Annotated in this window: 4 protein-coding genes; all 4 read right to left on the minus strand. The window is 35.8% G+C overall.

The features are described 5' to 3' along the window. Positions 1 to 311: 311 nt before the first annotated feature. Positions 312 to 746 (minus strand): NUDIX domain-containing protein, encoded by a 435-nt coding sequence (locus tag DXB73_RS14225; RefSeq protein ID WP_118691565.1) that lies wholly within the window; start codon positions 744 to 746, stop codon positions 312 to 314. Between the two features lie 43 nt (positions 747 to 789). Next, on the minus strand, positions 790 to 1,422 hold the full coding sequence (locus tag DXB73_RS14230) for a GyrI-like domain-containing protein (protein WP_118691566.1): 633 nt from the start codon (positions 1,420 to 1,422) through the stop codon (positions 790 to 792). A 164-nt stretch (positions 1,423 to 1,586) separates the two neighbouring features. Then, the gene (locus DXB73_RS14235; RefSeq protein ID WP_118691567.1) at positions 1,587 to 2,171 is read right to left on the minus strand and encodes a hypothetical protein; all 585 of its coding nucleotides are present in this window, start codon (positions 2,169 to 2,171) and stop codon (positions 1,587 to 1,589) included. A 204-nt stretch (positions 2,172 to 2,375) separates the two neighbouring features. Next, positions 2,376 to 3,251: a nucleoside phosphorylase gene (locus DXB73_RS14240; RefSeq protein WP_118691568.1), complete on the minus strand. Its 876-nt coding sequence runs from the start codon at positions 3,249 to 3,251 to the stop codon at positions 2,376 to 2,378. Positions 3,252 to 4,492 lie beyond the last annotated feature (1,241 nt).

Raw genomic sequence — 4,492 nt, forward strand, 5'->3', positions numbered from 1 at the left:
CATTAAGAAATGTCGCTTTCAGTGTCTTAATTTATGAGGCCATTATACATAATCCAAACAAATAATATTACCAAATATATTATCGTCTTTGATATGTAATTAGACATCAACGAAAATAAACCCATATAACCAATCAAGAAAATTAGTAATAGGAAGAATATTATCCATTCATACAATTTTAGTTTTATTTTTTCCATTAATTATCGCCCCACGAATTCAAAGTTTCTGTTCCCTAAAATTTGTTTATCGGGATTTCCCAAATCGCCAAACAACGATTTACCAAACTCTCATCTCAGTTACAAAACAGAATTTTATAAAAAACCTCTTTTCTGTGCCTCTTCTATCAATTTGGGCTGAATCAATGGATAGGTCCAATCATCCACTAACTCATCTGTAAAAATAATTTTTTCTATTTCACTGTGAATTTCTTCAAGCAAAAAAATATCCGCAACATATAACATTCCGTAGGATTCATCGTTTTCATTTTTATTTACTCTAGTCTTCCCTTTGACAGAATATACGCAAATAGGCTTAATATTAAAATCAATTGCTCCCGTTTCTTCTCTTAGTTCGCGCTTTGCAGTGTCTAGGATCAATTCTCCTTCTTCTCTATGCCCGCCCGGTATTTCATAAGTATCTCTTTCTTTATGTTTACAAAACACCCATTTTCCATCAGCCTTAGAAATAATTACAGCAAATTTTAATAAACTGTCATCTACCTCATCATAAAAATTAACTTCCAGCATTTTCTCCTCCATAAATTCAAATAAGTCTCAACAACAAGGAAATTTACAATTTCTTTATAGGATGTCTAATAACCGTTTTCCATTTCTCTGGAGTAACCTTTCTCGCATCAGACAGATATATTTCATGGTGTAATCTTTCTGCATTCATATCATTAACATATCCATTCTGTTCTAAATACGCATCCATAAGCGCAACAGTCGCAGGTTCATCATCAAATGCTCCTAAATGCATAATCTGAACACACACACCTTCCTCAATAGTCATAAACTCTGCCGATGAACAATCCAACTTTTTCTTATTTGTCGCGGTTTCAACTGCCCATTCGAAATCTTCTTTCGTTATGAAATCAGGCAATCGTATAACGGAAATCCAGTTAAATGTAGACTTATCCGTATAATCTACACCATCTGTATTTTCTTGCCACCAGAAGCCCTCAAGTGGTGGAACTACATATTCAAAAAATCCTTTGATTTTGTAATCTGTTTTATAACTCATTTTCAGAGTATACGCAACAGCATATAACACACTTATTGCCTGCTGATATGCTCCATCTTCGTCATTTGGATCACCTTTTCCTCTAACTGCAATATAATTTGCTTTAGGAACAATTACAATCTCTGGTTTATTTTTAGGCATATAAAATTCTTTGTATTCTTTCTTAAAATCAAAAGCCATCGCTACCTCCGTAAATTTCGATTTTCTTAATTCAACAAACTGGAATTGTATATTAATTTTTCTTATTTAGTCTAATATGGAAATCGTTGGCTTTAGAACATTCTTCATATGTAAAATTTGTTTCATTCCCTAAAAACTCAACGGCTTCCTCCTTTGTATTGTAATTAGATTTTTCTTTCATATATCTTAACAAATTGGTCATATATATTCTTCCGTACTTCTTCTGACAAACCGGCGTATTTTGTATCCAACACCTTTTTTACGGCTTCGTACTTCCTATTTTTATCTTCTATATCCGGACCACGGTCATAATTAAACCTCACATCATAAAAAATGTGTTTCATATCGTTGCTTAAAGCTTGTAACACTCGAAACCCTTTCATAGAAAACTTTCCTTCTTTTATACCATTCTCCACACAGGGCTGTCTCGCCCAATCCATCATAAACCAATTCTCCATTGGCATATTTACACCATATCCGGAATCTGACAAAAAATCATTTATCTCATTCCAATTTATCTGTAACGGCAAATCGTTTTCTTTCGCAAATAAATAGTCATCACGCTGTAATTCCTGTTTTTTTCGCTTTCTTGTATTTCTTTCATAAACAATCCAGTATATTACCATTGCTGCTATAATACACACGCTAAATATCTTTGTAATCATGGTATTTCCTTTATAAATAATTAAGTATACTACGGTTACTACCGCAATACTTATGCTGAGTACCTTTATAATCAAACAATTCATTGTGTATCTCCCTATCACTAAAAATTAGAAATTAACAAATCGACAAATACCGATTTGTTAAGTTTACTTCAGTTTCCATCTTCTTGCCCTACGGACAAGAAGCATCCCTAGCTCTAAAGAGCTCGGTCAATTCTCATATGTTCCGCTTTTTCTCATCACATCTGTTGCTGAAGATGAAACATTACCTTTTATATTTCAAGTTCTCTATTCCACAATATAACGAGCCAACTCAAGAGCAATATCAAAATGTTCTGAATCATGCTGCGTATGCTTAACTTGATTTTTCTTCATCCTTGCATCCCACTTAGGTGCATCTAACAAATCACCACAAGTAAAAAAGAAGTAGGCATTAAGTTCTCTATAATCACACATAGCTTGTATAGCTGCACATTCCATTTCAACAGAAATACAGCCATCTGCTTTGTGTTTTTCAAAATTTGCACTGGTTTCTCTGTGTACCGCATCTGTTGTCCAAGTTTTTCCTTTCACAAAAGGCAAACCAACCGTCTCCATAAACTTCGCCACCACATCCGCATTTTTGATTGTAATATAATCTGAAGCAGGTACATAATGGTATGAAGTTCCCTCGTCCCGATAGGCCTCTGTTGGTACCATAACCTTTCCGCGTGCAATGTCTTTATTCAAGCATCCCGAACCGCCAAAAACAACATACTTATCCGTGTTAATAATTGACAAAGTATCTTCTATATCTGCCACACAAGCAGGTGCCCCAACACAAGACATATATACAGCAAAACACCTATTTTCGTACTCAAATACATAAACAGGGTTTGCACCATTAGAAGAATATAAATCTCCAATTTTTTTGCACTGGAAAGTTTCTAAAACATATTTTAAAATCACATGCGAAAAAGTGAGAATACAAGCATCTACCTTAATTGCACTATCACTGCGGCAAACTTTAATTATTTCTTCCGATTTATTATCAAATGTATCTGTTATCATGTTCAAACCTCCTAACTTCAAATTTCGCTTTGTTCTATATTTTCTATGTCCATCTTCCTGCCCTTTGGGCAAGAAACGCCCCGCGCTTAAAGCACGATCAACGCCTATTTCCATTTATAGCATTCTATCACGCATTCAATTTCCATACAACTATCTATTCAAAGATGGATAGATACAGGTTAAATGGCATATTATTTTATCAGTAGCCTTCAGTAGAATATAGGTTATTCTTGAAATCAAGAAACGATCATGTTATATTACTAATAGAAAAGACGCCACCGATAGACGGTTGGCCGATACTAAATGTTAAGCTTTAGAAAAGCCGCTCAGTTTTCTCAGGACCGGGGCGGCTATTTCTGTGTCTTATTGTTATCCTTACCAAAGGAATATCCTAATCCAAAGCAGGTTAAGCCAAAACTCACTACTGCAATAAAATCAACAATACTCATAAGGCTCAGCCCTCCTTTCCGTTGATTCCCGTTCAGGTTTCTATGTAATCAGAGGGTCACAGTCCCTCTGTAGAGGGCCAACCGCCTACCGTTATGGTGGCATCCATTGTAATTTTATCATGAATATGATCTTTTTCCAATCAAATCTAGTGATTTGTCCTCCCCTAATTACCTCCTACATAAACACTCTCCGGAACTAATCTTCGGGCACTATACCTTGTCCTTCCCGCTCTCTTATCATACACCATCCGGTATAACGCAGATTACTTTCCTCAATGCACCTTCAAAATCTCCCTATAAACAGATGCAATCCCTCACCAGAAACAACCATATCACAAGTAACCACTTACCACTGCTTCTATTCACCACATCAAAAGATATATTCATTCGTATATTTTCCATTGCGGCTCTGTTTTCCTACAGCAATGTAAGCATTGCTGTTTACACCAGAACCACATCTCTGTGCAGCCTTGCATCAAAGATACAAGGTTCGTGGGCGCGCTCAGATGCTTACGAGCAAACTCGACGCATCTTCACTTTGCCTTCGCGCAAAAGATTGAAAGAGCAGCCAAATCAGCCACTCTTCCTTATGCTTTCTATATCTTTGAAGTTTTAATGTCTCCGCTCCGCTTCGGTCGGTGCAAAACGGACATCCACCGGATGTCCTGCACCCTATTTATGGTATGGTTCACCGTAACGCCATTTCGGATTTTCATTCATCAGTGGAATCAGATACTTTTGCATCCAGTGAGGTTTAATTCCTCAATGGGATTTTTCATACTTTGATTTTATAGTCTAATAATCATCAATGGAGTTAAAGAAATTTTGTCCATTAAGGATTACATATACAAACTTGGATTTGAACCCTTTTATATATGATTCCTCTCTGATATTATACCATACACT

This window comes from Clostridium sp. OM05-6BH (assembly GCF_003481635.1).
Taxonomy (GTDB): domain Bacteria; phylum Bacillota; class Clostridia; order Lachnospirales; family Lachnospiraceae; genus Butyribacter.

Bases quoted from the DNA above. Each gene is read 5' to 3' on its own strand.
- DXB73_RS14225 (WP_118691565.1), bottom strand. From the start codon at position 746: ATGCTGGAAGTTAATTTTTATGATGAGGTAGATGACAGTTTATTAAAA.
- DXB73_RS14230 (WP_118691566.1), bottom strand. From the start codon at position 1,422: ATGGCTTTTGATTTTAAGAAAGAATACAAAGAATTTTATATGCCTAAA.
- DXB73_RS14235 (WP_118691567.1), bottom strand. From the start codon at position 2,171: ATGAATTGTTTGATTATAAAGGTACTCAGCATAAGTATTGCGGTAGTA.
- DXB73_RS14240 (WP_118691568.1), bottom strand. From the start codon at position 3,251: ATGGAAATAGGCGTTGATCGTGCTTTAAGCGCGGGGCGTTTCTTGCCC.